At 45.5% G+C, this 26,391-nt stretch carries 26 protein-coding genes and 1 pseudogene; 15 read left to right on the top strand and 12 right to left on the bottom strand.

Features of this window, described 5'->3' with window-relative positions:
- Positions 1 to 12: 12 nt before the first annotated feature.
- Positions 13 to 447 carry a hypothetical protein gene (locus HRE53_RS32080; RefSeq protein WP_235112516.1) on the bottom strand — a complete coding sequence of 145 codons (435 nt, stop codon included), beginning with the start codon at positions 445 to 447 and terminating at the stop codon, positions 13 to 15.
- Positions 448 to 759: 312 nt separating this feature from the next.
- On the opposite strand from HRE53_RS32080, the gene HRE53_RS32075 reads away from it, so the two are divergent.
- Positions 760 to 2,109 (top strand): ISKra4 family transposase, encoded by a 1,350-nt coding sequence (locus tag HRE53_RS32075; RefSeq protein WP_235112515.1) that lies wholly within the window; start codon positions 760 to 762, stop codon positions 2,107 to 2,109.
- Between the two features lie 107 nt (positions 2,110 to 2,216).
- On the opposite strand, the gene HRE53_RS34750 is transcribed toward HRE53_RS32075, so the two are convergent.
- Complete coding sequence (locus HRE53_RS34750; RefSeq protein WP_255801661.1) at positions 2,217 to 2,348, bottom strand: hypothetical protein; 132 nt, start codon at positions 2,346 to 2,348, stop codon at positions 2,217 to 2,219.
- Between the two features lie 308 nt (positions 2,349 to 2,656).
- Positions 2,657 to 3,217, bottom strand: a complete 561-nt coding sequence (locus tag HRE53_RS32070; protein WP_235112507.1) for a tol-pal system YbgF family protein — start codon at positions 3,215 to 3,217, stop codon at positions 2,657 to 2,659.
- 37 nt (positions 3,218 to 3,254) lie between these two features.
- Here HRE53_RS32070 and HRE53_RS32065 point away from each other — a divergent pair, with 37 nt between their 5' ends.
- Positions 3,255 to 4,427, top strand: coding sequence for a transposase (locus HRE53_RS32065; RefSeq protein WP_235107286.1), 1,173 nt, complete (start codon positions 3,255 to 3,257; stop codon positions 4,425 to 4,427).
- 800 nt (positions 4,428 to 5,227) lie between these two features.
- Here the strand turns inward: HRE53_RS32065 and HRE53_RS32060 are convergent.
- The 3 genes from HRE53_RS32060 to HRE53_RS32050 are packed head-to-tail and all read right to left on the bottom strand — an operon-like array spanning position 5,228 to position 6,493.
- The gene (locus HRE53_RS32060) at positions 5,228 to 5,752 is read right to left on the bottom strand and encodes a hypothetical protein (protein WP_235112506.1); all 525 of its coding nucleotides are present in this window, start codon (positions 5,750 to 5,752) and stop codon (positions 5,228 to 5,230) included.
- Complete coding sequence (locus tag HRE53_RS32055; RefSeq protein WP_235112505.1) at positions 5,721 to 5,987, bottom strand: hypothetical protein; 267 nt, start codon at positions 5,985 to 5,987, stop codon at positions 5,721 to 5,723. Before HRE53_RS32055 ends, HRE53_RS32060 begins: the two co-directional genes overlap by 32 nt.
- A gap of 26 nt (positions 5,988 to 6,013) precedes the next feature.
- Complete coding sequence (locus tag HRE53_RS32050) at positions 6,014 to 6,493, bottom strand: DUF6431 domain-containing protein (RefSeq protein ID WP_235112503.1); 480 nt, start codon at positions 6,491 to 6,493, stop codon at positions 6,014 to 6,016.
- Between the two features lie 305 nt (positions 6,494 to 6,798).
- Here HRE53_RS32050 and HRE53_RS32045 point away from each other — a divergent pair, with 305 nt between their 5' ends.
- From HRE53_RS32045 to HRE53_RS32030, 4 genes are all read left to right on the top strand, one after another.
- Positions 6,799 to 7,233: a hypothetical protein gene (locus HRE53_RS32045; protein ID WP_235112501.1), complete on the top strand. Its 435-nt coding sequence runs from the start codon at positions 6,799 to 6,801 to the stop codon at positions 7,231 to 7,233.
- A 13-nt stretch (positions 7,234 to 7,246) separates the two neighbouring features.
- Positions 7,247 to 7,897 (top strand): hypothetical protein, encoded by a 651-nt coding sequence (locus tag HRE53_RS32040; protein WP_235112499.1) that lies wholly within the window; start codon positions 7,247 to 7,249, stop codon positions 7,895 to 7,897.
- 27 nt (positions 7,898 to 7,924) lie between these two features.
- Positions 7,925 to 8,575 carry an NACHT domain-containing NTPase gene (locus HRE53_RS32035; protein WP_235112498.1) on the top strand — a complete coding sequence of 217 codons (651 nt, stop codon included), beginning with the start codon at positions 7,925 to 7,927 and terminating at the stop codon, positions 8,573 to 8,575.
- A gap of 114 nt (positions 8,576 to 8,689) precedes the next feature.
- Positions 8,690 to 9,349, top strand: coding sequence for a hypothetical protein (locus HRE53_RS32030; RefSeq protein WP_235112496.1), 660 nt, complete (start codon positions 8,690 to 8,692; stop codon positions 9,347 to 9,349).
- A gap of 219 nt (positions 9,350 to 9,568) precedes the next feature.
- Here the strand turns inward: HRE53_RS32030 and HRE53_RS32025 are convergent, their stop codons facing one another.
- Positions 9,569 to 10,435 (bottom strand): hypothetical protein, encoded by an 867-nt coding sequence (locus tag HRE53_RS32025; RefSeq protein WP_235112494.1) that lies wholly within the window; start codon positions 10,433 to 10,435, stop codon positions 9,569 to 9,571.
- 229 nt (positions 10,436 to 10,664) lie between these two features.
- Between HRE53_RS32025 and HRE53_RS32020 the strand changes: the two genes are divergently transcribed.
- The 3 genes and pseudogenes from HRE53_RS32020 to HRE53_RS35445 form a co-directional block, all read left to right on the top strand.
- Positions 10,665 to 11,120, top strand: a complete 456-nt coding sequence (locus tag HRE53_RS32020; protein ID WP_212667253.1) for a hypothetical protein — start codon at positions 10,665 to 10,667, stop codon at positions 11,118 to 11,120.
- 26 nt (positions 11,121 to 11,146) lie between these two features.
- Complete coding sequence (locus tag HRE53_RS32015; RefSeq protein WP_212667254.1) at positions 11,147 to 11,374, top strand: helix-turn-helix transcriptional regulator; 228 nt, start codon at positions 11,147 to 11,149, stop codon at positions 11,372 to 11,374.
- Positions 11,375 to 11,608: 234 nt separating this feature from the next.
- Positions 11,609 to 12,157, top strand: a pseudogene (locus HRE53_RS35445) (DUF2306 domain-containing protein); the annotation flags it as partial.
- Between the two features lie 12 nt (positions 12,158 to 12,169).
- Here the strand turns inward: HRE53_RS35445 and HRE53_RS32010 are convergent.
- Both HRE53_RS32010 and HRE53_RS34745 read right to left on the bottom strand, forming a co-directional pair.
- Complete coding sequence (locus HRE53_RS32010; protein WP_235112492.1) at positions 12,170 to 12,667, bottom strand: hypothetical protein; 498 nt, start codon at positions 12,665 to 12,667, stop codon at positions 12,170 to 12,172.
- Positions 12,651 to 12,776, bottom strand: a complete 126-nt coding sequence (locus HRE53_RS34745) for a hypothetical protein (RefSeq protein ID WP_255801645.1) — start codon at positions 12,774 to 12,776, stop codon at positions 12,651 to 12,653. Before HRE53_RS34745 ends, HRE53_RS32010 begins: the two co-directional genes overlap by 17 nt.
- Before the next feature lie 218 nt (positions 12,777 to 12,994).
- On the opposite strand from HRE53_RS34745, the gene HRE53_RS32005 reads away from it, so the two are divergent.
- Together HRE53_RS32005 and HRE53_RS32000 are read left to right on the top strand one after the other, a co-directional pair.
- Positions 12,995 to 13,219, top strand: coding sequence for a hypothetical protein (locus HRE53_RS32005; protein WP_212666878.1), 225 nt, complete (start codon positions 12,995 to 12,997; stop codon positions 13,217 to 13,219).
- 415 nt (positions 13,220 to 13,634) lie between these two features.
- On the top strand, positions 13,635 to 16,817 hold the full coding sequence (locus HRE53_RS32000; protein ID WP_235112491.1) for an NACHT domain-containing NTPase: 3,183 nt from the start codon (positions 13,635 to 13,637) through the stop codon (positions 16,815 to 16,817).
- Here HRE53_RS32000 and HRE53_RS31995 read toward each other — a convergent pair.
- The 3 genes from HRE53_RS31995 to HRE53_RS31985 form a co-directional block, all read right to left on the bottom strand.
- The gene (locus tag HRE53_RS31995; RefSeq protein ID WP_235112489.1) at positions 16,785 to 17,132 is read right to left on the bottom strand and encodes a hypothetical protein; all 348 of its coding nucleotides are present in this window, start codon (positions 17,130 to 17,132) and stop codon (positions 16,785 to 16,787) included. The genes HRE53_RS32000 and HRE53_RS31995 overlap by 33 nt on opposite strands.
- Before the next feature lie 350 nt (positions 17,133 to 17,482).
- A complete protein-coding gene (locus HRE53_RS31990; RefSeq protein WP_235112488.1) occupies positions 17,483 to 17,713 on the bottom strand; it encodes a hypothetical protein in 231 nt (76 codons plus the stop codon).
- Positions 17,692 to 18,228: a hypothetical protein gene (locus HRE53_RS31985; protein WP_235112487.1), complete on the bottom strand. Its 537-nt coding sequence runs from the start codon at positions 18,226 to 18,228 to the stop codon at positions 17,692 to 17,694. Before HRE53_RS31985 ends, HRE53_RS31990 begins: the two co-directional genes overlap by 22 nt.
- Before the next feature lie 325 nt (positions 18,229 to 18,553).
- Here HRE53_RS31985 and HRE53_RS31980 point away from each other — a divergent pair, with 325 nt between their 5' ends.
- The 4 genes from HRE53_RS31980 (at position 18,554) to HRE53_RS31965 (ending at position 26,386) form a co-directional block, all read left to right on the top strand.
- Positions 18,554 to 20,950 (top strand): type I restriction-modification system subunit M, encoded by a 2,397-nt coding sequence (locus HRE53_RS31980; RefSeq protein ID WP_235112486.1) that lies wholly within the window; start codon positions 18,554 to 18,556, stop codon positions 20,948 to 20,950.
- Complete coding sequence (locus HRE53_RS31975) at positions 20,947 to 21,990, top strand: YhcG family protein (RefSeq protein ID WP_235112485.1); 1,044 nt, start codon at positions 20,947 to 20,949, stop codon at positions 21,988 to 21,990. The genes HRE53_RS31980 and HRE53_RS31975 overlap by 4 nt, the downstream gene beginning before the upstream one ends.
- 98 nt (positions 21,991 to 22,088) lie before the next feature.
- Positions 22,089 to 23,258, top strand: coding sequence for a restriction endonuclease subunit S (locus tag HRE53_RS31970; RefSeq protein ID WP_235112483.1), 1,170 nt, complete (start codon positions 22,089 to 22,091; stop codon positions 23,256 to 23,258).
- Complete coding sequence (locus HRE53_RS31965; protein ID WP_235112481.1) at positions 23,255 to 26,386, top strand: type I restriction endonuclease subunit R; 3,132 nt, start codon at positions 23,255 to 23,257, stop codon at positions 26,384 to 26,386. Before HRE53_RS31970 ends, HRE53_RS31965 begins: the two co-directional genes overlap by 4 nt.
- The last annotated feature ends 5 nt before the right edge of the window (positions 26,387 to 26,391 follow it).

Raw genomic sequence — 26,391 nt, 5'->3', positions numbered from 1 at the left:
GCTGGGTAGGACTTATAGAAAGAAGCCCGATGTCACTCCTAGCCAAGGAGTAACTTTTTCTACAATCGGCTTTATCTTATTCCATAGGCTGGAACCCGCTGCTACCGTTTCACCCGCTTCTTTAAGTACAGTGGTGGCCTTTTCAAGGCTTTTGGCAGCGTAGTCTTTATCTGGTTCCTTGGACTGAACTTCTTCCTTAGCTGATTCCAGATGCCGGAGTGCTTTGGAGCTTTCTTTCTCTGGTAGCCCTGAACTTTGCAATAAGGTTTCCAGTTGGGTAATGAGGTCAATCACATCAGCTTGTGTCAGTTGTCCTGCCTCTTCCTCTGTGTCAATCTGTTGCGTCTGGTGCACAGTCTGATCGCGTCCAGCTATACCACCTATCTGGACGTTGGAATTTTGGCCACCACTGATATTGATAGATTGGGAAGATTTTTCTTCTGACATATCTGTAGTAAGCAGTTTGCCGCTAGATAAAGGAAAAAAGTATTTTTCATCTAGTGCGATGATACTACGGAGATTATGCGATATTTACTGATATTTTCCAACAGCAGTACAAGAAGAGATGCGATCGAGGGGGTCAGGGGATTGGACCTTTATCTTGTCCCTGCCATTGCTCCGGGCCAACCGCTGTCAAATTCTTTATGTGAGCGCCCCTGACAATGACAGCCGCTGCCTGATGGAAGCGTAATTGATTTGTAGCTTATATAAAATAATGATTTAGTCCCATTAGCAAGATGGCTAGTTGGGATAGAGAGAGTGGAATACGAATTACGAATAATTGCCGAGAAAGTATCGGTCAGTTCTCAAGAGGTTGTAAAACGAGATACTCTCAAAGTTTATGACATTGAAGCACCAGAATCTATTTTAGACTTGGGACTTCGACATGAAGAACAAATCTCTCTGCTTGAGAAAGTACAAAATTCCCTCTTAGCTTTGCAATCCAAACTAATAGACCCTGGTTATTATCATTGCCCAAGATGTGGTCAGAAAATTGTGAAGAAAGGGTTCACTAAATCCAAGTTCCATGCTGTTTTTACTGACCATAAAATTGGCATCCAAAAGCATAAGTGTAAAAATCCTGATTGTGATTGGCAGAGTGCGCCGACTACATCATCAGTCTTTGGCACCCCTATCCACCCAGACTTAGCCAAATTGCAATGTGAGCAAGGGGCGTTGTATAGCTTCCGTAAAGCTCAGACAAACCTAGAGAAACTGACGGTTCATCGTCGTTCAGTTAATAACCATAATCAGGTCAAACACATCACCAATGAAGTGGGTGCGAAATTAACTCAAGCCCATCTTCAGCCGATAGCCACAACCAAAGCGGCCAGTGCTCAAGAGGTGATCCTCCAAATTGATGGTGGCCATGTCCCTACTAAGGATCCAGAAAAGCGCAGCTTTGAAGCGCTCTCTGCCGTGGCCTATCGTCCAGAGAACATTATTGAAGTGGATAGCCATCATCGTCAGATCAAGGTTAAAAGCTGTGCACTCTCAGCCCAAGATGATGATCTAACGACAATGAAAACCTATACACTTAATGCCGCTCGTAAGCAGGGAATGACAGAGAATACACGGGTTACCGCTTTAGCAGATGGTGCTCAAAATTGTTGGTCAGTGGTTTTAAGCTTGGCTCCACACTGCAAAAACCTTCTGTGTATTTTGGATTGGTTTCATATTGCTATGCGATTTCAAAATGTCAGGGGGGCAGTGGATGACGCTTTCACAGAGACATTGGAGGGAGTGAAATGGAAATTGTGGCATGGTAAGTCAGATGAGGCGTTGCAAAAATTAGAACTGCTGATGACCAACATTACAGATGAAAAGAGACGCTCAAAACTGAAGAAGTTATATAACTATCTAGAGAATAATCAAGTCTATCTGGTGAATTATAAAGAACGAGATCAACAGGGTCTATGCTACACCAGTCAAGTTGCGGAATCTCATATTGATACGATTATCAATGACCGCTTTAAACGAACCAAGAAAATGCAATGGACTCATGATGGAGCCCACAATGTATTGCAAATCAGAGGGATGATCACCAGTAATGAGTGGGAGAAAGGCTGGCAAGCTCCTGTACTCTCTGCCTTGGTAGGGGCAGCATAAGTACAGGTAGACTACAAATCAATTACGCTTTCCCCTGAACTCTCGAATGGCTTTGACCATCTTGCTTAGCTTTGGATACTCGATCTCCAAACCCTCGGCATCCATTTCTAGGGATTCAATGTGCTCCATCGCCCTGAAAACATCACCATCAATAGCAACAGAAGCCATAGCGGATGAATACGGCCATGAGCACTGCGGAAATCAGGGACTTGCTTCAAAGTATCGATCAGATGGCTCATAGGTCTCTCTACTGGTGTTCTGTAGAACCATCCTATTTTTTCTAGGAGTAACGTAAAACAGCCCTGAAGTCTAAGCTGCCCCAAAACGCAGCTTCGGTCGTTTTAGGCCTAATACTGTCTGATAAATCGTTGTTTCTATAGTCTATGTTTCTATCGACTTTTAGTAGGATTTGAAGCCTTAAAAGTATCTTGAATAGACAGGCATAGCGATCCTATAGTCAAAATTGGGGTGTGTTGCAAATAATTCTTCCAGCTACAAAAATTTCTAAAAGCTAGGAAGACTGATCAAAGCTGAGAACAAGAGATAATTATAGGGACATGAACTTTTTCAGCCTGCTCAAAAAACCACCATCTTGGATACTAAAACACTCATTGTAGCTAGTATTTGAAGACAACATCCAACTCCCTATATAAGGAGTCACCTTATCATCACCAATTGACTTTACAATGACCTTATATTGTCCAGGAGGAACTGCATAACTACCCAATGGAATATTCCCAAGACACGCTTTTGGTGATTTCTGACAACTTTGACAAGGCTCTAACACCTTAACTAAAAGTGTGGGGCCATCAAAAATAATACGAATTTTTACAGGAGAAATATTTCGAATTTTCACCACAGTTGAACCATCTCCAGTTAGTTCTTCTTCTCTAGGTGTTGAAAGTATTGTAGTTTTATTAGGCTTAGGTTCGTTATGTAAAGCTTTAGCATAGTTTTGCTCAACATCTTTTGCAAGCTTGTGTTCTGGAAATTGATCTAGAAATTTTTCGTAAAATTCTATTGCCTGGGAGTAAATACCCTGATTGCCTGACAGAAGTAGGTCAAAGCCTTTATTTACATAGTTTATGAGAAAAGAGTGGAGAGACATGTGAGGCTAGATTTAATCACAAATCAGCGTTATTCAAATGTCAGGCCCCACCCAAATTTATCGTCAACTGTTTTCCTTTTTACGTCAACACAGCCATTATCGAGATTTGCGCCATCTCATTGCTCTGGGCTGGATGGTAAGCGCGTTAATCTGTAGTGAACGCTTAAGCTTATCTGCCTGGGAATCCTATGTTCCCTGCCGAGCCAGAAAAGCCCAAAGTGTCGAGCGTCGGTGGCAACGATTTATAGCCAATCAACGCATTGATATTAACAAGCTATATGTACCTCTAGTCCTGCTAGCACTTAAGAACTGGCACTCTCATCGTCTATACCTGGCAATGGATACAACGGTGTTATGGAATGAATATTGCATGATTCATCTATCCGTCGTCTGCTGTGGCAGAGCAGTACCGTTGTTGTGGAAAGTATTAGAGCACAAGAGTGCAGCTGTCGCTTTTGAGGAATATCAACCGTTATTGCGCCAGGCCCGTTGGTTATTGCGGCAGCATCCAGATGTCATGGTGTTAGCAGATCGTGGGTTTGCGAACCATCAACTGATGAGCTGGTTACAACAGAGCCATTGGCATTACTGTCTGCGTGTCCCTTGTGATGTCCTTCTCCATGGTCCACGTCAATGTCCAAGAGAAGTCCGACAATTGTGGCCATCCAAAGGCGAAGCCCTCCTCTACCGCAATGTCGGTCTTTGGGAAGATGGCATCTATCGGTGCAATCTGGTGTTGGCTAATATCCGAGGAGTGAAAGAACCATGGGCGGTGATTACAGATGAATCACCCACGCTACAGACCTTGTGGCAATACGCTTTGAGGTTTCGGGTCGAAGAATTATTTCTCGATAGTAAGTCTGGAGTGTTTGAGCTAGAAGAGTCGAAAATTCGCTGTGCTGATGCATTAGAGAGGCTTTATCTGGTTGCTGCTGTGGCACTGCTATTCAGCACGACTCAAGGAATGGCTGTTCACATTAAAGGGCTGCGCCAACAGGTTGATCCACATTGGCGGCGAGGCATTAGTTATCTCAAAATTGGATTGCGATGGCTCAAGGGGGTAGTCCATAAAGGACGGGAGTTGTTGATGCCAGTCCCCTTGCTCTGCCATGATCCACAACCGTGTTTTGCGTCTAAAAAAGCTCAAAAGAAACACTACAACAAAATCTGGTTCTCTCGCATCCGCTCTTTACAGTGCAAGGCTTTATGAGCAGGGGAAGGCGAAGATCTGTCAGGCAGTCAGGTAAATACCTTTATCCTCAAATACTTGACCACAGGCTTGATAGTACTGAGGCTGATTAGATTTAGGAATTAAATTCGTATTTGTCAAAGTTTGAAGTTTTAGACAGGAAGACGAGGTAACTAGCACAGACATAGCATTTTGTGAAAATAATGCTGTTATATTCTTTTTGTATTGAATGAATATGAGTACTTTTAGGATAAAGCTCTAAAAATCGTATATTTTTTTTCTAAGCTAATTCTTGGTAAACTAGATTTTTCTTGTTTGGATATTGAATTCAGTAATTCACATTCTTTTTTAATAATTTTAGCTGCTGACACTTTATTAGAAGATTTATTAGCAAAGGATATATCCAAGTATCTATTGATCTTTTTCAGGGATAGATCACAGTTTCTTTTTTTTATAAGCTTGAAAACTATCATTATAAATGGAATTTTTTTTTGCTTCAATAAAAGCAAATAATAGAATGAAAATAATTACTGATATTAAACCAGAATATCGAATTAGAATAGATCTAAATCGCATTATTATAAGCCCAAAAAAGTTTAAATTTCTTGTAAATCACTAATTTATATTCATAGCTTCATAAAATTAAGTAATATTTACTGTTTGCTTTACTAATTTTATTATAATCAATAAAGTATTTATACAATTCAAAAAAATTTTTCTTTTTTTAAAATCTTTCGCTGAGGACAATACAATACACTAGCAGTATTATTGATTGTAACAATCTATCTTTCTAAAGCAGATAGATCAGAAAATGGTGTCTGCTAGAAAGTAGCTAGCAGCATGGCATCCAGATTACTCACGGTGCATAGGTTAAGGGCTTCCATCCAAGACAAACCTTTGAGCTGAACTCCAAAATGTTCTGCCAAAGACTGCCCCGCCTTTTTCGCATCGGGGAGGAACGGTCGTAGATTATTCACAATCGCCCAGGCATTCACCATGGGGTTAATGGCATCCTCTGCTCGGTATTGCCCAAATTTCATGAGCTTCTTGTCCAAAAATCGCATGGAGCGATCTAAAGGTGCAGAATAGGCGGAAGCGTCTTTATGTTTCAGGTGATTCGTAAACAGAAAGCGTTTGTGCTTGAGAATATCCAATCGATTGAGCAACATTGGCTCATGGCCATAGCGTTCGCGATTGCGTCGAACCCTTTGAGAATAAGCTGCTAGTGAAGGAGCATTGAGAACTGAATCGAAATCATCTTCCAGTTGTTGGAGTTGCTCAGGAAGCCAATCAGGATGGGTCTTTGAGAAATCATCAAAGGTGGCACTCACCCGTTTTTTGGCCATGGAGTTTGCACTCTATCAAGTCGAGGTCAACCTCAGATGTCCATGCATTTTGAGAAGCTACCCAGCCGTCGGTGGTCACCGATTCAGGGACATATAGTTGCGCTGGCTCTAAGTGACCTGTGGCTTGTCCGGCAGCGTCCATTCCCGTCAAGAATCGATGAATGCTGACTTGAAAAGCAGCCTCATCCGTGGACTTCATCAATTCGGTATACCAAATTAATTCGGCTTGAGCCACCAAAAACAAGTAGATTTGCTCCCCCTCTAAACTGGCAAACTTCTCGTCACTGAGTAAATGGGCGGGGGGGTGAGTCCCAGACGCAGCAACAGTAAGCACACAGGCATTAGGTTTCCCAACCACTGCACCAGACTCCAAACCCAACCCGGTTGCCAGCTCCGCTCTACTCCTAACCAGCTATAAATTGTAGCCGTCTCTCTGTTGCTCAATCCCATCCCTAGATTTAACTCCAGTAGCTTGCCTAGACAGTCTGCATCTTGGCGACGATATCGCAGGATGAAGCTGGGCAAGACAGTGAAGACCGCTCGACAACTTAAGCAGCGGGTTCGACAGATAGGGATTGCTTCTACTGGCCCTAACCACCCTTGCACTTGGCGATCTCGTAGAGCATGGAGCGTATAACGACTGGTATCACAGCAATCGGGCTTATGACGTTCTGAAGAAAGTTGAGCTGTGAGGGGTGCTTGCAAATACTCGATTAAGGGGCGGTGATCTTCTGCTTGCACCAAGTCCAAATAGTCTTGTTTGGTTGCACCAAAATGAACAATTGCCGTACGATTTTGGTGGGCTTGTTTTTTCAGTCATGGCTAATTCGCTACGCTCATAGTCACTGAAGTATAAGCTTTTCAGACCTTTGCCACCTCAGACACCATTTCCTAAACTATCTGTCTAAAGTATATAGCGTCTAAGTAAATCTTCTTCATAACAGCAGAAAAATTCTTGTTCTTATCAGCAAATACTGATTGATCTCTGTAGTACCATCACACTAAATAAAATACTTTTGTCTTGTATCTAATAGTTAACTGCAAATATGTCAGAAGAAAAGCCTTCCCAATCTATCAATGTTAGTAGTGGCCAGAACTCCAGCGTTCAGATCGGAGGAATAGCTGGACGTGATCAGACTGTGTACCAAACACAACAGATGGGTACACAGGAAAAGGAAGCTTCACTAACCCAAGCTGATGTTGTTGGCCTCATTACTCAATTGGAGACCTTGTTGCAAAGTGCTAGGCTACCAGAACAGCAAAGTAACAAGGCCCTCAAACATCTGGAAATCGCTAAGGAAGAAGTTCAGGCTAAAGAACCAGATAAAGACTACGCTGCCAAAAGCCTGAAAAAGGCTACCACTGTGCTCAAAGAAGCGGGTGAAACAGTCACCGCGGGGTCCAGTCTCTGGGAAAAAATTAAGCCGATTGTAGAAAAGGTTACGCCCTGGCTAGGGGTTGCATCCGGCTTCTTCTTTTAGGTTTAACCCGGATATGAGTGAACAACCTAACCAAGAGTCTGAACAGAACATCAATATCTCGGACAGCGTTCTAGGATCTTTGCAGATTGGCGGTATCGCTGGGAGAGACCAGGAATTAACTCAAATTCAAGGTGATGTTGGGGTTATCAATGTCTATGGAACTGTTCAGGTCCCTAAAGCATCTTTGAGTGCGGCAAAACTGCTCAGTCAAGAAGAGTATAGATGGCGTCAGGTTCTGATCAGTAAAGTCCAGCAATTTTGGATTGATGGGGTCTTAGCAAACTCACTCCACAGACAAGTCTTAATTGAATTGGGGTTGGAGGAGCGAAGTGACTCTGTTTCTAATCCATTAGACGGGATTGAGGAGTTCCCAACAAACCCTCGACAATTTTTACCTATGGGAACATCAGCCGCAGATGTGTTTGAAGATATCGGTGCTGGAAGGACATTATTGATTCTGGGTGAGCCAGGTGCGGGTAAGACTGTAACGCTATTGAAGTTAGCGGAAAGCCTGATTAAACGGACTACAGAGGATCTAAGTCAGCCTTTGCCAGTGGTGGTAAATCTATCCTCTTGGGCTAAACAGAGGAAGCCTATAAACGAATGGTTAGCACAGGAACTCTATGAGATTTATACCGTTTCCAAGACATTGGGGAAAGCCTAGATTGATAAAGAACAATTAATCCTATTAATGGATGGACTTGATGAAGTGGAGGCACAACATCGGGATAACTGTGTACAAGATCTTAATCAATTCATCCAAGATCATGGCCGTACTGAGATGGTTGTATGTAGCCGTATTCGTGACTATGAAACCCTCGATCAGAAATTAATTTTGCGAAGTGCGATTTACGTTCAGCCGTTAACATCTCAGCAAATTGATAAGTACCTAGAGCAAGCAGGGGGATCTTTGGTAACCTTGCGATCAATACTCAACCAGAATTCTGAAATTAAAACTTTAGCCTCTTCACCTTTGATACTGAGCATTATGAGTCTGGCCTATCTGGACTCAGACTGGGAAGACTTTCCGCAGCCCATGACATCAGAAGCTTTTCGTCAGCGTTTGTTTGATACCTATGTAAAACGCATGTTTCAACGCAGAAACACTACCCAGCACTATCGTCAAGAGCAAACAACACACTGGCTAATCTGGTTGGCTCAACAGATGCTGCAAAATTCCCAAACGATTTTTCTGGTAGAGAGTATACAACCAAATCATTTTCCTAAAAAGCATTATAAAATTAGGTACCGCATAGGAAGTGGGCTAATTTCTGGGTTAATTTCTGGGTTGATTTCTGGGCTAATTTTTTGGATTTATTTCCTGGTTAATTCTTGTACCTAATAGGTTAATTATTGGAACAATAAATGGGCTAACTTTTTGAATTAGTTTATCAGTTAATTCTTATGCTATTTTATGGACTAAAAAAGCGGACTAAAAAGTGGTCTAATAGGTGGATTGATTGTTGGGCTAATTATTGGATTTTTTGAAAATATTAAAACAGTAGAGACATTGATGTGGTCAAAGAAAGAAGCAATGAGTATTTCGCATAGCGGGTATACTCTTGGCTTGATAAGCGGGCTGATTATTGGACTGATTATTGGACTGAGTTATGGATCCAACCATAACCCGATTCTAAGGCTATTGATTGGGTTATTAATTGGGCTACTTGGTGGACTGATTGGTGGGCTAATGGGTGGAGTAATTGGTGGATTTAGAGGTCCAGACATAGCACATCAAGAAAAAATTAAGGCTAACCAAGGGATATGGATGTCTGTTCATAATGCTCTAACTTTGGGGCTGATTAGTGGACTTATTAGTGGACTTATTAGTGGACTTATTAGCGGGCCGCTTCCTGGAATTCACTATGGTTTACTTGGTGGATTAACAGGTGGATTAATAGGTGGATTAATAGGTGGTGGTTCCGCAAGCCTTAGACATTTCTCCCTACGAGTCATGCTCTACCGCATGGAATATATCCCCTGGAACTATGTCAATTTTCTCGATTATGCTGTTGAGCGTCTCTTCTTGCAAAAAGTGGGCGGTGGCTATATTTTTATCCATCGAATGCTACTCGAATATTTTGCTCAGATGGAACTTGGATCTTCACCAAGATAATTAGTAGCAACTTCCTTAATTACACACAACTGGTTTCGGGTTTTTATCTAGCTGAACTAAAATATTGGCTGTTAAACCCAATATGAACACCTGAAAAAGATTGAACAGGTAATTGCATCGCCTCACTTTGAGAATTCACCCCATAATTCCGTTTTCTCAACACGACAAACTAAATCTCCATTTAGGAGACCCGTAAAACTATGGGATTACAAGTGGGTGCTAACCCTGGCAAAAATGCCGAAGATTGATCATCGTATATGCCAAGCTTTTCAAGGCATAGTGCAGTTTGCTGATTCGCTCGAATCGCAGTAGCAAGCGCTTGAATTTATCCTCCCAGGCAAAGACTCGCTCAATGGTATTGAATCTCTCTTGGAAAATCGATGAGTCGAACAGTCTTTTAGGACCTGGCTTGGGCGTCTTTCTCCCCCGAAGATTTTCATTGATATTTGGCACCATCCTTCGATTGAAAATGGCTTTGCGATTCTCACGACTATCGTACACACCGTCCAAACTGACGACAGTCCCAATCAAGTCTATACCTATGGTTCGGGCTGTACTCATTACTTGCGTCAGTGCCGTTTTGAATAGAGGTGACTCGTTCCGGTTACCAGGAGCAGTGATAAAGGGAGAGATCACATTGCAATTGCGATCACAAAAGGCAACCACTTTGTCACCCTTCATGTGCTTGTGTCCACTGAATCCCAGATTGTCGCCCCCTTTCTTGGCTGCAGTGGTTGTCCCATCTCCATGAATAATGCTGGCATCCAACTTTCCTTTTTCATTAAGCATTGAGACTGACGCTTTGAAAATGTCTTTAAAACACCCATGGGTTTCAAAGCGTCGAAAGGCTCTATAAATACTGGAGTGGTGAATTTCCGGCCGCCCATTTTTGTCCTTTTCAATGGGTAGCTCACTCCACTGACATCCCAAGTGCAGCAACTTCAAAATGTAGTTGAAGATGGCATGCAAAGAGAGCTTTGGTTGAGGTCCCCGACTGCCGATGTGCAAATAGGGTAAGACAAATGTCTCAAACTGCTCAAGGGTTAAGAATGTTGGAATCCATTTGTAGAACTTAGTTTGAGGCATCTGCACTCCAAACGAACGGTAAACTAAATGACAGGCGTCATTTTAGTCTGTAACGATGGAAGGCTATGCAGAGCATGGGTTTTAAGTGATCTGAATCATGGAATAAAACCCGAAATGAGTTGATATACAATCTCAAAGCAATACGTCGTATATTTTTTGACATAAAGTAAAAAATATATTACTATGCACTAAAGATACTTTATATGCTTGTGCAAAGTATGAGGTGTACATGGCGACATTTCAGCAAAAAAATATAACTGTGTCCTTAACGACTTTCTCGTTGATTCTGCTTTTCTTTTTGCTGCGAACTGCTCAATTAGTACAAAGCAACAATTTTAATGAGTCAAGCGTAACCCAACTGTGGATTATGGTAGCGGTGCTTGCAGTTTGTGCGACGGTTTTAGCAATGATTGTCACGCATACTATTTCTGCTACAGCCAATGCAGTACAATCTGGCGAGCCTAATTTTGAATTCGACGATCTTGTTGATGAGCGAGACCAGCGCATCGACCACAAAGGTACCCATATTACTTACAGAATTACATCGCTAGGCACCTTCATCGCTATGTTGACGTTTGTGCTTGGGCAATCACCGCTTATCATGTTTTCTTTACTCATTCTTTTTGGTCTCATTGCACAAATTGTAGGGGATGCCATGCGTTTACGACTTTATCAGCAAGGATGAGAAAGTGAGTAATTACAGAATTGATAATGAGTGATTACAGAATTAATAACAATATCCGCAAACTACGTTTTTTCCATAATGAAATAACACAACAAGAACTAGCAAAGCGTGTTGGGGTTACCAGACAAACTATTAATGCGTTAGAAAAAGGAAAATATTCGCCATCATTGGAACTGGCATTTCGCATCGCGCTTGCATTTGGTGTGCCTCTTAATGAAGTATTCTCATACGATCTTGACGACACGATCAAATAGTTCAACACGATTCGATCTCGACGGCATGTTTTTTCTTGGTTATAGAAATTGCCGCTTCATTATTAATAATTTGGTATGCATGAACTTATGGCGTTGGTCTAATACCAATTTCTTGTATACATGAACTACTCAATTGGAAGAATTGACCCGTTTGCAATACTTTTTAAAATCTATACAGGTCATCTCGCTGGGTAATTGGTATAACACCCCTTTCATTATTAAATTGAATCAGCCATGATAAGTCTAAAGAAATCAGAATGGATCATCTTGATCGGATTACTTCTACTTAGCTTTGTCCCTTGTGTAGGTGGAATATTTCGACTGGTGGACCTGCTTAGCAGTTCAGGATTAGTACCTGAAAATCCGAGAGTACAGTTAGCACCAATTCCAGTTGTATTCCACATCTTGACCGCTGTTCCATATTGCATTCTTGGAGTCTTTCAGTTTCTTCCCAGTGTTATAAGAAGGTATCCAAAATGGCATCGGCTAGCAGGTCGGCTATTGGTTTTAGCAGGTATGATTTCCGCCCTTTCGGGGTTGTGGATGACTCACTATTACTCCTTCCCTGATGAGCTTCAGGGAGTCCTACTTTATTGTGTTCGTATTATCGTTGGATTCGCCATGATTGCATATATTTTACTAGGACTAGCAGCGGTTCTAAAACAGCGGTTTGTGCAACACCGAGCTTGGATGATCCGTGCGTATGCACTAGGTCAAGGAGCAGGAACGCAAGTATTTATTACAATACCGTGGTTATTGACTGTTGGAGAGCCAAGTGGGCCTACTCGAGATCTATTAATGACGTTTGCCTGGGTTATCAACATAATCGTAGCCGAGAGGGTGATTAATAACCGAAGTAACGGGATTGGATCTGGTACAAAACTGGGTAACAGTGTCATAGGCGATCAAGGTAATCTGAAGGCTAGTCGTTTTTCCTCTGACTCGATCGCCCAGCACCTGGAGTCTCTTCAGTGATTTAGGCTGACGACACAGATCGGATAAATCTAACAACATCGTCTGCTGCACCATCCCAGCCAGAAAATCCTCATCCAACACTGGACCTTCAGAGTTATATCGCTCCTCCCAATCCTGGATCATTAGCTCTGCCCGCTGAAAACAAACCTCAGCCATATCCTTGATCGCATCCCCAGCCACCCGGAGCTGTTCGTGGGGAGAACGGCCCTGTAGATGCTGCTCCAGTGAGGCACACATCAGGGAAATATCAGCTTGCTCAGGTTCATCCAAAGCGGAGGCTAACGTACTGGCGAAATCTAGCTCAAGTTGCTGGAACATGGAGCTTATCCTTGAGAGGACATTCTGCAATTTCACACTCGGTTGGTTCCATGCGAATCGGGGGTTCAAATTCCGTGATGCCAAACCGATCGCGCAAGACCTTCAGCACTTGGTTTCGCGTTCTAACGGATTCCGGGGTCTCTCAAAAATCACCTTCTCTTCGCCCATTCATGGACATGCTGATGGATCAATTGTGAAGCTAGTTCTCGTGGTAGCTGAAGCCATTGAAATTACGAATGATTAGCGGAGTGGCTTGGGTCAGGTGCTTGCAGGTCATACGATGAAATACTGCTATGTTATGAATAGCTACTTCTCCAAACAGTAACAATGAACTCCAACCAAAAACGGACGCCGCCGAACCGGCATTTGGTGGCGTTCTTCACCTTTATTACACTACTCCCTTTGGTCTACTACGTGCCGCCATGGATTTCGCAAAACGTGTCTTCTGATCGGCTCGTCGTCACTCTTATTGCTGTAGCGGTTATCGTGCCAATCATCTCCTATATAGCGCTTCCCGGACTGTTCTGGTTGCTTCACATTATCAAGCGCTGATCATCCGCTCTTTGTTGATTTCCTGAAAAGAAGTTGCTTATCAAATTGTCTGAATAAGGATATCCCACTTGAGTAATAGTGGATTACTTGTCAATCATTTCTCAACCTAACTTTTCCCGTTGTCTCCTATAGCCCTTCAACATCAATACTTCTAGTGAATGAGCCAAGACTGTTTTTCAGTGATTGCTCGCAATAATAGAGCACAAATGCGAATGTTTGACTGAACGATCAGGGTTTCAAAAAGTATTGGCTAAATGGGAACTCGATTTCAGCAAATTCCTATCTTCGCTTGGCGTCTTATCGTCCTTGCTACATAAGCTTTTTAAGGCGTACCAAAAAAAATCAGATGTGGGTTCGATTGTGTAGAACCATATTGAGTCAAAATGATTGGTTAATGATGTGAGGGGATTGCCTGATGCCAAAGTATGCCATTTTTAGTTGGTATCGTTTGTATCATCAGATCAAGTCAGTCTTGTGGACATTCACTAATAGGATTACTGCCTTTCGCCATAAATCGAGGCAAAAATTGGGTAAGCGCCTGATAAGCCTATTTGCTTTGGGGTTAGCTTGGACCATTCTTATTGGTAGTGTCCTACCAGGAAATACACGTCCACCGAAGGATCGTCAGGAACTAGAGACTTGGATCAAGCAACATGCAGCCCGTCATGCTAAAAAAGGAGAGGCAAAAACTGATCGGATTCTGAATACCTATCGGGATAATTCAGTGGGGTTGTCCCCGATTGAGATTGAGGACATTTATGAAACAGAATATGACCGTTTGAAGCCCTCTAGAACTTTTCTAGTGGAAGCCTATGAAAAGTTGCCGAAAGGTTTGGCGATCGTGCTTAGCTTCATAGGATCTGTGTTAGTGATGAGCTTCCGGGACCAGATCAAGAAGGGATTTGCAAAGGTTTGGGAGTGGTTATTCCAGCGATTGGCAGGCAATCCTCTCTTTTACAACCTTGCCCTGCGAAGATATAAACAGACTGTAATTAAGAAGCATAGCCAGGTTTTCATTCCCTTTAGGTCCCACAGTCCTTTGCCCATGGACCAGATCTATGTGGCTCTCAAAGTATCTAAGAACAGCACTGAACAGCCTACTCAAGGTGTCAGAGCAGGGTTAGATGCAGCGCAAGCAGTCAGGGACTATTCGCGCTTGATGGTGACTGGTGCGCCGGGTTCTGGGAAAACTATGCTGTTGCGGTATTTATTCTTTTCCTATGCCCAAGGTCAGCTTTTGTTGCCAGGGCGACCAGTATTAGTGTTGTTGGAACTGAACCGACTCAAAAAAGCTGACCTAACGCAAGAAGATTTGATTCTGGAACTTGTGCAGGTCTTTAAGCTGTATGGCTGGCCTAAAGCAGATGGCTTTGTGCGCCAGCAATTAAAGCAAGGAAAGCTGATGCTGCTACTGGATGGCTTAGACGAAGTGAGCAGCAATGCTCGACTTGAGGTCGTGGCATGCATTCAGGATTTATTGCAGACTTATCAAGAGTGTAGAGCAGTTATCTCATGCCGCACGATGGTCTATAGTGGTCAATTTGATCCACCGATAACTGATCAACAGTTGGATGTTATTGAATTCAGTGATCAGCAAATTCGCCGGTTTTTGAGGGCATGGGAAGAGAAAATGTCCCCCGAGAGATCGCTGGAAGAACTGATGCGAACCTTAGGTGATCGGCCTCGGATCATGGCTTTGGCACGTAATCCACTGCTGCTTACCATCATTGCCTTTCTCTATACAGAAGGGGTCGAGTTGCCCTATTCACGAGCTGAATTCTACGAAGAGTCTACTCGTTCTCTTCTGGGACAGTGGCAAAAAAAGCATAACGAGTATAAAGCGATTGACAAGCGTGCCGTCTTGCAGGATCTAGCCCTGTTTAATCAAAAGCGAAGTAGGTCAGATCAGCATAATCTTCGGAGTATAAAGTACAGCTCAATACTGGAACAAATCGAATCAGTGCTACCCGGTCGTAATCTGAGCGTTGAGCAAGACACTCAACCAATTTTGAGTGAAATTATTGAGCGCAGTGGCTTGTTACTCCGTCTAGGCGATGGGGAAAACTATCAATTTGCCCATCTAACGCTACAGGAGTATTTTGCTGCAGAAGCCCTAACGGAAAAGAAGGCGGAACTCATTCAATGGTTTCAGGCAGAGCCAGGGTCTTGGCGGGAAGTGGTCAAGCTTTGGTGTGGTTTAACCAAAGATAGCACCGACCTCATTACTACAATTTATCAACAGGATGCGATTACAGGGTTTGAGTGCCTTGCAGATGCCCTAAGCGTGCAAGAAGCAGAGGCAGAGAGAATTATTGGCGAATTTAGGAGCCAAATTGCCCAGGCTGGAAAAGAAGACACAATTGCCCAGGCATTTGGAACTGTAGCGTCAAACGCTCGGCCCCGAGGGGATGCCGTATTCCAGTTTTTAGCCAATACTTTAGCGTGTGAACACAACAATTTGGAGAGACGCCAGGGTGCTGCTAATGCCCTGTCCTGGACAAATCGATCTGAAGCAGTTCCTAAGTTGTCCCAGCAGTACAAGAATGATGCCTTGAATCTGCGAGAGTCCTTGGTCCGTATGGGGAACTTGGCAGTTCCAGCATTAGCCCACTGGATCCAAGACGATGATGTTTGGAAAGAGGCTATGTCAGACCTCGCCGAAATCGCAACCCCAGAAGCAGCTATGGCGTTGGTACCTTGGCTATGGGATGAGGATAGTTACAAAGCGACTCGGGCTGCGTGGTATTTGGGGATGCTGGTCGCTGACACTTCAATTGAAAAAGATCTAGAAAGATATACTTTAACTGAAAGCCAACGTCAAGCCCCCATTGTGGACTGGATATGGAGTCCCTTCTCAACCACTTCTGAATCAACCCTACCCATTCTTGCAGGTCGGATAGCTTACCAGATTGGGCATGGAGACTTAGAGCCAATTCCGAGACCAGTCCCCCCACTAGATCCTCGTCTAGCCATTCCGCTCTGTGCCATTGAACTCTTGGAGAGGAATCAGTTACCAAACTCATTAACCGATCGAGCGGAGTTTCTGCTTGAGCAATCAGAAATGACCCATGACCTAGTTGAAGCTACTCGCAAGGAGGTGGAAACTTTGCTGCTAAAGGCAGGAGTAGAAACATCTCCAAACCGAAAAACTGAGCACACTTTAACCTCTCGTACGAGCTGGAACTATACCTTATCGAGTTTGAATCCCAGACAACAGTTGGATCTTCTCGCACGTCTCGTCACCACTACTCGTGAACTTGCACCAAATGACTGGAGTTCCCTGTATCAATATTTGGAGTATGACTTTAAGAAAGGATGGCATTACAGTTTTACCCTTATTACCGCCTTTTTAATGTCTTTGTTCGCGCTTTGGGGAGCCGTTATTGCCTTACAGACTGTTCCAGGGTCATTAGTGGTGGGATGGTTCGCCCTGGTTATATTTACTTTTTGGGTATTTCTATGGCTGGGTGTAGAAGGGCGTCTAGAACCGAATGTATTTATGCGATTTGGACTCCAGGGGCCTATAACTTTCTGGAATGAGTTCCAGCGCTTCTGGCAAGATGGTTTAGTTTGGGGGGGGCGGGCAACCCTTATATAGGGCTTTTGCTGGGGCTGTGGCTGGGGCTATGGCTTTGGCTTTGGCTTTGGCTTTGGCTGGGGGCTGTGGATAGGGCTGGGGCTGTGGCTTTGGCTGTGGCTGTGGCTTTGGTTGGGGGCTGTGGCTGGGGATAGGGCTGGGGGCTGTGGATAGGGCTGTGGATAGGGCTGTGGCTGTGGCTGTGGCTTTGGCTGGGGCTGTGTCTGTGGCTGGGGCTGGGGATAGGGCTTGGGCTGTGGCTGTGGCTTTGGCTGGGGGCTTGGCTTTGTGGCTATGGCATAGGAATATGGGGGTAGCAAAGATCCTCCAAGACAACGTTGGCGCAGGCTTACTGTCATTTTTTCCTTCCCTTTCTTCTGTTGGTTACCCATCACTGCAGGGTTCGCCACTTTATCTATGATGAGTGTACTATCCAAGAATAGTCATCCTTTGTTTATAGCTATTCTGATTGAATTGGTTATTTTAGGATTATGCACGATTCTGTGGCAACGGGGTCAATATCGGGATCGCCAAGCACGCAATCCTCTTTATGGCATCTTAGGAGATAAACCAGCTAGTTGATAGCTATCTTTGACATTCTTCTCGCCCTGAAGGTGGCATGACAACGATTCGATGCTGTTGGCGAATTCAATTCCAACTCTAAATCACTGAAAGTTTGGCCAGGTTCAAAACTGGGTAACGGTGTCATGGGCGATCAGGGTAGTCTGAAAGCTTGTCGTTTCTCCTCTGAATTGATCCTCAAGCATGATTCCAGCCACCCGGAGCTGTTCACGATGAGATCGCCCCTCCAGATACAGATCTAAGGAGGCACACATCAGAGCAATATCGGCCTGCTCAGGTTCATCAAAAGCAGAGGCCAAGACATTGGCAAAATCTAACTCAAGTTGTTGGAACATAGCTTGTCCTTGAGGGGGCATTCTGCGATCTCACACTCAGATGGTTCCATGCGAATAGCGGGTTCAAACTCCGTGATGCCATAGCGATCGCGCAATACCTTCAGCACTTGATTTAGGTAGTTCCGTACCTGGGTATTCGTCATTCCCATGCAGTGAATTGCTTCAATTTCCGCTAACTTCTCACTGCCCTGCCAGACACTCACAGCCAAAGCATGGAGGTGGGAATCCTGGGGCTTTTCCCGGTAGAGATAGATCAAGGCAACTGGAGGAGCTAGGACCGGGATGGAGATTGATTCGACAGTGGCGTCAACTGGCGTTGTTTTAGGGTTCTTGTCCCGGTATTGCGCTCGTTGTCTTTCATTGTTATCCCTCCGATGCCGATAATGAGATCGCTTCCGGGGGCAATTCTTTGGATTCCAACAAGCCGTCCCAGTTCCGGGTCCGTGGAGCAAGATCGCATTCTTTTGGGACAGCTTTGAGCACTCTAGGCATACCTTATTTAACGGCTTCGACACTTAGCAACCTCCTTCATTGAGGGGTGAGCGGCCAACTTATTCTTAAAACCCGCTTCAGTGTTAGTGTACAAGTCGCCCCTCTGAGGTGACACAATTTAATGTAATTTTTAATGTAAATAAGATATTAGACGCATATTTTATGTTGGGATTCCCTCCTTTAAATTGAGAATGAATTCTCGTGGATTCAGAAAGCATTCTATTCCCCCACCGAGATACCGAATGGATCTGGATATTCGAAGATATTTATTGCATACTGCCTTTTTAGAGCGTGTCTGAGGTTCAATATTGAAGGACAAGCTCTAAAAGTGAGTAAATTGGGATCGCTGTGGCATTAAAGAAATCAGAACTTTACAGCTCACTTTGGGCTAGCTGCGATGAGCTGCGGGGTGGCATGGATGCCAGCCAATATAAAGACTATGTATTGGTGATGCTGTTTATCAAGTACGTCAGTGACAAATACGCGGATGTACCCTATGCCCCAATAACGATTCCACCAGGGGCTAGCTTTGCCGATATGGTCGCTCTTAAGGGCACTAGCAGTATTGGTGATGATGTCAATAAAAAGATTATTGGGCCACTGGCATCCGCAAATAAGCTGTCCGATATGCCGGACTTCAACGATGCAACGAAGTTAGGCAGTGGCAAAGAATTGGTGGATCGGCTCACCAACCTGATCGCCATCTTTGAGAATAAAGGGCTGGACTTTAGTAAAAACCGAGCCGATGGGGATGACATTCTCGGAGATGCCTATGAATACCTAATGCGCCACTTTGCGACTGAGAGTGGCAAGAGCAAGGGGCAATTTTATACACCGGCAGAGGTGAGTCGGGTGATTGCCCAGATCATGGGTATCCGGGATGCCGAGACCAGTCCCAGTACAACGGTCTATGACCCGACCTGTGGATCGGGGTCGTTGCTGCTCAAGGTTAGCGATGAGGCTATTACGTCTGTCTCCCTCTATGGGCAGGAGAAGGATGCGGCGACTTCGGGGTTAGCCCGGATGAATATGATTTTGCATGACAATCCCACAGCAGAGATTAAACAGGGTAATACCCTAGCCAACCCGTTGTATCTGTCAGAACAAGGGGAACTAAAGACCTTTGACTATGTGATTGCCAATCCGCCCTTTAGCGATAAACGATGGAGTAATGGCGTTTCCCCTGTTCAAGATCCCCATGGTCGCTTCATCTATGGCATTCCCCCCGACAAACAGGGGGATTATGCCTATCTGCTCCACATTGTTAGATCGCTGAAAAGCACCGGCAAGGGAGCCTGCATTTTGCCCCACGGCGTATTGTTCAGAGGCAATGCAGAGGCAGAGATTCGCCGTAATCTGATTCAGCGAGGCTATCTCAAAGGCATTATTGGCCTTCCTGCCAATTTATTCTATGGGACAGGAATTCCGGCTTGCATTGTAGTGATTGATAAGGCCCAAGCCCAGAATCGCCAGGGCATTTTTATGATCGATGCCAGTGCGGGCTTTATGAAAGATGGAAATAAAAACCGGCTGCGGGATATGGATATCCATCGGATTGTGGATGTGTTTAATCGCCAGGTTGAGGTGGATAAGTTCTCGCGTCTGGTGCCTTTGGATGAGATTGAGGGCAATGAGTTTAATCTAAATATTCCACGCTACATCGATAGTCAGCAGGCTGAAGATATTCAAGATATTGCGGGACACCTAAAGGGTGGCATTCCCGAGGTGGACGTGGATGCCTTGCAGAAGTACTGGGCCGTTTGTCCCCAGCTCAAACAGGCGCTATTCCAAGAGAATCGTCCAGGGTATTTGGATTTGGCGGTGGCCAAGGATGGCATCAAGGCTGCGATCTTTGAGCATCCTGAATTTATGGCTTTTGTGGAGGAGATGGCAGCGCTGTTTGAGGATTGGCGACAGCGTAGTGTGTTGATGCTGAAGGAATTAGAACTAGGCTGCAAACCGAAAACCGTGATAGGGAAACTGTCAGAGGATTTACTAGAGCATTATGTTGGCAAGGATTTAATCGATCGGTATGACGTCTATCAGCATCTGATGGATTACTGGGCTGAGGTCATGCAGGATGACTGCTATTTGATTGCAGCGGAGGGTTGGCAGGCAGAGACCTACCGCATCATTGAGGTGAACAAGAAGGGGAAAGAGTCCGATAAGGGATGGGCTTGTGATTTGGTGCCCAAAGCGTTGATGGTGGCACGGTATTTCTCGGCAGAGCAGCTTGCCATTGATGAGCAGACGGCGAAACTGGAGTCTCTAACTGCACAGATGACGGAGTTAGAAGAAGAGCATAGCGGGGATGAGGGGGCATTCGCTGAGCTAGAAAAGGTGAATAAGGCCAATGTGTCGGCGCGGATAAAGCAGATTAAGGGGGATGCAGAGGCAAAGGCAGAGGAAGCCGTTCTCAAAGCTTGGCTGAAGTTATGCAATCAGCAGGCAGATTTGAAGAAGGCCATTAAGGGGGCTGAAGCGAAGCTAGATCAGCAGGTTTATGACCGCTATCCATTGCTGAGCGAGACTGATATTCAGACTCTGGTAGTGGATGATAAATGGCTGGCACGGATTGGGTCGGCTATCGCTGGGGAGATGGATCGGGTCAGTCAAGGGTTAACGCAGCGGGTAAAAGTGTTAGCGGAACGGTATGAGGTGGCGTTGCCAGTATTGACAAATAAGGTGACAGATCTAGAAGCAACAGTGGCGGACCATTTGGCGAAGATGGGTTTTGAGTTATGAGTCAAGGACCATTGGTGTTGCCACCAGACTATGGGGATTGGTTAGCCAGTCTGAAGCAGCGCATTCAGAGTGCGAGATCGCGGGCGGTGCTAGCAGCCCATTCAGAACAAATTCGTCTCTATCATTCGATTGGCTGCGATATTTTGGAGCGGCAGCGACAGCAGGGATGGGGTGCGAAGGTCATTAACCGCTTATCGACTGATCTAAGAGAAGCTTTCCCAGAGATGAAAGGGCTTTCAGTCTCAAACCTGAAGTATATGCGCCGTTTTGCTGAGGAGTGTCCGAATTTGCAAATTGGTCAGCAGCTTGCTGACCAATTTCCTTGGTTCCATGTGGTGACTCTGCTGACAAAAGTTGCTGATCCAACAGTCCGGGAGTGGTATGCAGTTCAGGCATTGGATGAGGGCTGGAGTCGTTCGACATTGGAAAAGCAGATTAAGAATCATCTGCATGACCGGCAAGGGGCTGCGCTGACCAATTTTGAGCAGCGATTGACTCAGCCGCAGGCAGATTTAGCGGTGCAGGTGCTCAAGGATCCCTATCACTTTGATTTTTTAGGGTTAGGGGATGAGGCTCAGGAACGAGATATTGAAGGGGCGTTGGTTCGCCACATTACGCACTTTTTGCTGGAGCTGGGGGGCAGGGTTTGCGTTTGTGGGCCGTCAGGTGCGGCTGGAGGTGGCGGGGGGGATGAGTTTTTTATTGATTTGCTGTTTTATCACACGCGGTTGAAGTGTTATGTGGTGGTGGAGTTGAAGGCGACGGCGTTTAAGCCAGAACATGCGGGGCAGTTGAATTTTTATCTGAGTGCGGTTGATGCTCAGATGAAGGCGGAGGATGATCTGCCTACGATTGGGTTGTTGTTGTGTAAAACAAAGAATCAGTTAGTGGCGGAATATGCGCTGTCGGGGATGGAGAAACCGATGGGGGTGGCGGAGTATGAACTGGTGAGGGCGTTGCCAGAGCCTTTGGATCGGAGTTTGCCGAGTATTGAGGAGATTGAGGCTGAGCTGTCGCGGGAATTGGAGGGGGAAATATGAGTAGTGAGAAGTTACCGAGGGGGTATAAGCAGACTGAGGTTGGGGTAATTCCAGAGGATTGGAAAAGCTCAATTCTTGATTCCATTTGTAGTAAGCCGATGCAAAATGGAGTCTTTTATAAACCTTCCCTAAAAGGTTCTGGTGTCAGACTGATAAATGTAGGTGATTTATATAAACAGACACCAATCAGTTTAGAGTCACTAGAGCTGTTCAATGCCACTGATGACGAGAAGGAACGATTTAAAGTTAAAAAGGGTGATTTATTTTTTACTCGTTCTTCCATTGTGCCTTCAGGTATTGCACACTGCAATATCTATTTATCTAGTCATGATGAAGCTGTTGTTTTTGACAGCCATGTTATTCGTGTAAGACCTGATCGAGAGCTGATTTTACCTTCTTACTTATTCAATTTTTGTATTTCGCCAATTGCAAGGAAATATTTGGTGGCTCATGCAAAGACAGCCACTATGACCACTATTGACCAAGGCGTATTGGGTAAGTGTCCAGTCCTTATACCTCAACCTCTAGAACAAGAAGCGATCGCAACTACTCTAAGCGACACCGACGCCCTCATCGAATCCCTAGAGCAACTGATCGCCAAAAAGCGCCACATCAAACAAGGCACCATGCAGGAATTGCTGACGGGCAAGCGGCGATTAGATGGGTTTGCTCAAGATTGGCAAGAGCTACCTCTGAGAGATTGCTTATTGAGTAATCCTGACTATGGCATTAATGCTGCCGGTGTCTCTCATTCTGGCAGTTTGCCTATTTACCTTAGAATCACAGACATCGATGATGATGGGCGATTGTTAAAGGAAGGGAGAGTAGCGGTAAACCATCCACAATCATCAGAATACATATTGAATGAGAATGAGATTGTTTTCGCTCGAACTGGCGCAAGTGTTGGTAAGTCCTACCTTTATAGTACTAATGATGGTGAGCTAGTTTTTGCTGGCTTTCTTATCAGAGCAAGGATTGATACTTTGAAGCTTTATCCAGATTTTTTAGCTGCTTTCACTAAGACCAGTCGATATTGGAATTGGGTTCGTATGATGTCTATGCGTAGCGGACAACCGGGTATCAATGGTAATGAATTTGGCAGTCTTCATCTGCAGTTGCCAACACTGACCGAACAAGAAGCGATCGCAACCATCCTCTCCGACATGGACACCGAAATCGCCACTCTCGAAGCCAAACTTACTAAAACCCGCCAACTCAAACAAGGCATGATGCACAACCTACTCACCGGGAGGATTCGCCTCATATGAGCATCGGCAAACCTGAACGAGTCACCCAGAATCGAGTCGTTGACCTGTTCCGCGATGAACTCAGCTACGACTACCTCGGTAATTGGGAATATCGTGAAAGCAATAGCAACATCGAAGACCCGCTATTAACCGATTACCTCACTCAAAAAGGCTATACCCCCCAACAAATCAGCTCAGCCCTCTACATTTTGCACACAGAAGCCGATAACCCCAACCGCAGCCTCTACGACAACAACAAGGAGATCTACAGCCTGCTCCGCTATGGTGTCCAGGTCAAACCCAGTGCTAGCGAAAACACCGAAACGGTTCAACTCGTCAACTGGGAGATGCCCGAGCAAAACCACTTTGCCATTGCTGAAGAAGTCACCGTCTACGGTAACAAAGAAAAACGCCCCGATATTGTCCTCTACCTCAACGGCATCGCCATCGGCGTTCTAGAACTCAAAAACAGCCGCGTTTCCATCGGTGATGGCATCCGCCAAAGCCTCACGAACCAACGCCCCGAATTCATCGGAGCCTTCTTCAGCACCGTCCAGATCATCTTTGCAGGCAACGACACCGAAGGGCTTCAGTACGGTGCCATCGGCACCCCCGAGAAATACTTCCTTAAATGGAAAGAAGACGAACAGGACAACAGCCGCTACAAACTCGACAAGTACCTGCTTAAGATATGCAACAAACAGCGTCTCCTCGATCTTATCCACAACTTTGTTCTCTTCGACGCCGGCACTAAAAAGCTGCCCCGCGTTCACCAGTACTTCGGCATCAAAGCCGCCCAAGACCATGTGCGCCGTTCAGAAGGCGGCATCATCTGGCACACCCAAGGCAGCGGCAAAAGCATTACGATGGTCCTCCTCGCTAAATGGACCCTAGCCAATAACCCCAACGCCCGTATCGTCATCGTCACCGACCGTGACGAACTTGATAAACAAATCAAAAACGTTTTCAACGATGCCGGTGAAACCATCTCCCGTACCCGCAGCGGTAAAGACCTGATGGCCCAACTCGGCCAAGCCAAGCCTCGCCTCCTCTGCTCCCTGGTTCATAAATTCGGCAAACGCAACGTCAAAAACTTCGATCAGTTCATCACAGATCTAGAAGCGCAACCCAGTCCCACCGTGGGCGAAGTCTTTGTCTTTGTCGATGAATGCCACCGCACCCAAAGCAAAAGGGGTAAACTCCACCGCACCATGAAAGCCCTGATGCCCGACGCCACCTTCATCGGCTTCACCGGCACCCCCCTCCTCAAAAAAGACAAAGCCACCAGCATCGAAACCTTTGGCAGCTATATCCACACCTACAAGTTCAGCGAAGCCGTTGCTGATGAAATTGTCCTCGATCTAGTCTACGAAGCCCGTGATATCAACCAAACACTCGGTTCTGAAGATAGAGTCGATGCCTGGTTCGAAGCCAAAACCAAAGGTCTCAACGACTGGCAAAAAGCCGCTCTGCGAGAACAGTGGGGCACCATGCAAAAAGTTCTCAGCTCCCGCTCCCGCATGAATCGGGTGGTCAGTGATATCGTCTTCGACTTTGGTGTCAAACCCCGCCTCAGCAATGATCGTGGCAACGCTATCCTCGTTGCCTCCAGCATCTACGAAGCCTGCAAGTACTACGAACTCTTCCAAAAGACCGTCTTCAAAGGCAAGTGTGCCGTCGTCACCTCCTACAATCCCCAAACTAAACACATCACCACTGAAGACACTGGAGCCAATACCGAAACGGATAAAGAGTTTATCTACAACCTCTACACCGAGCTGCTCACCAACATCACTGCCCAACCCAATAAGACTAAAACCGAAACCTACGAAGACCAATCCAAAGAGCTTTTTAAAGATCAGCCCGCCAACATGAAGCTGCTGATTGTCGTCGATAAACTGCTCACCGGTTTTGATGCCCCAAGCTGCACCTACCTCTACATCGACAAAAGCATGCAGGACCACGGCCTCTTCCAGGCCATCTGTCGTGTCAATCGTTTAGATGGCAATGATAAAGACTTTGGCTATATCGTCGATTACAAAGACCTGTTCCGCAAAGTTGAAAACGCCATCTCGGTCTACACCTCCGACCTCGACCACGGCGACCTCGAAGGCGGTGACTCCGAAATTCTATTGCAAGACCACCTCACTAAAGGTCGCTACCGTCTAGATGATGCCATCGAAGAGATTGTCCTTCTCTGCGAACCGGTCCAACCTCCTCGGGACGAACTCGACTATATCCACTACTTCTGTGGCAACACCGAACTCCCAGAAGACCTCAAACTTCGTGAACCCCAGAGGGTTGCTCTATACAAAGCCACAATCGCCCTCGTTCGGGCCTATGCCAACATCGCCGATGCCTTAGAAGCCGCAGGCTACAGGCCAGCGGACATCGCCCGCATTAAAAAACGACTCGATGACACCCTCAACCTCCGGGAAATCATCCGCAAAGCCAGCAATGAGACCATTGATCTCAAAGCCTATGAAGCGGACATGCGCCACCTAATCGACACCTACATCGAAGCCAGTGAATCCCGCAAAATCTCACCCTTCGAGGACATGCCGTTGCTAAAGATTATCGCCAAAGTTGGCATCGACAAAGCCATCGACGACCTACCCCCAGGCCTGAAGCGCAATAACCAAGCCGTCGCTGAAACCATTGAGAATAACGTCCGCAGCACCATCGTCCAAGAAAGCCTCCGTGACCCTGCCTACTATGCCAAAATGTCTGCTCTCCTTGACGAGATTATTGAAGCGCGCCAACAGAAAGCGATTGAGTACGAAGACTATTTGCAGCAGGTTGCTGAACTGGTCAAACAAGTGGATGCAGGCCAATCTGAGGACACCCCTGAGCAACTCAACACCCCTGGTCGTCGAGCGCTATATAACCTACTAAGACAAGACACCCTCGGTACAGGTCCAGAAAATGACTCAGATCCCTCTACCCCCGACGATAAGTCACAGGAAGCCGACCTTCTGGAATTGGTCACCCGAATTGATGAGACGATCAACAGGGTACGTCCCGACGCATGGCGAGACAACGGAGGTCCCAAAGAACAACAGATTAAAACCGCACTTTATGGGATTCTTCAAGATGTTGATAAAGTTGAACGGATTTTCCTGATTATCAAGGCGCAACCGGATTATTAGCAGGG

This window comes from Acaryochloris sp. 'Moss Beach', assembly GCF_021497025.1.
Taxonomy (GTDB): Bacteria; Cyanobacteriota; Cyanobacteriia; order Thermosynechococcales; family Thermosynechococcaceae; genus Acaryochloris; species Acaryochloris marina_A.
The sequence above is the reverse complement of the archived record's forward strand: the minus strand, read 5'-3'. Positions and strand labels throughout refer to the sequence as shown.